1 protein-coding gene is annotated in these 281 nt (G+C 58.4%); it reads right to left on the bottom strand.

Features of this window, described 5'->3' with window-relative positions:
* Window positions 1-33 precede the first annotated feature (33 nt).
* Window positions 34-281 (bottom strand): hypothetical protein (locus ACPYOJ_RS35180; RefSeq protein WP_481420359.1); only part of this gene is annotated, 248 nt, incomplete at its 5' end.

The raw sequence follows: 281 nt of genomic DNA, 5'->3' as shown, positions 1-281 counted from the left end.
GCCGCCATATGCGCTAGCCATCTGAACGGAGCCTTACGACAAGCTCCGTTGGTCCAGAAGGGTGATCGTCCCCACCGACGCGCAGACCCCGGCCGCACCCTGCTTGCATCGATCGGATTGGGGCTGGAAATTCATCGCGGAAACCAAGCTGCCGGAGAGCGTTTCGTTGAGCGGAAAGCAGAGATAAAGGGCAAGCCGTTGCTCTTCGATGTCCAACCCACGACTGAAAGCGCAGTCTGCCGGTTCGTAAGGCTGCGCCTGATGAATTGTCGGTATTGATC

It is taken from the genome of Rhizobium sp. SVR5-9E (assembly GCF_056755095.1).
Note: the sequence above shows the minus strand (reverse complement) of the source record. Positions and strands in the feature narration are given on the sequence as shown.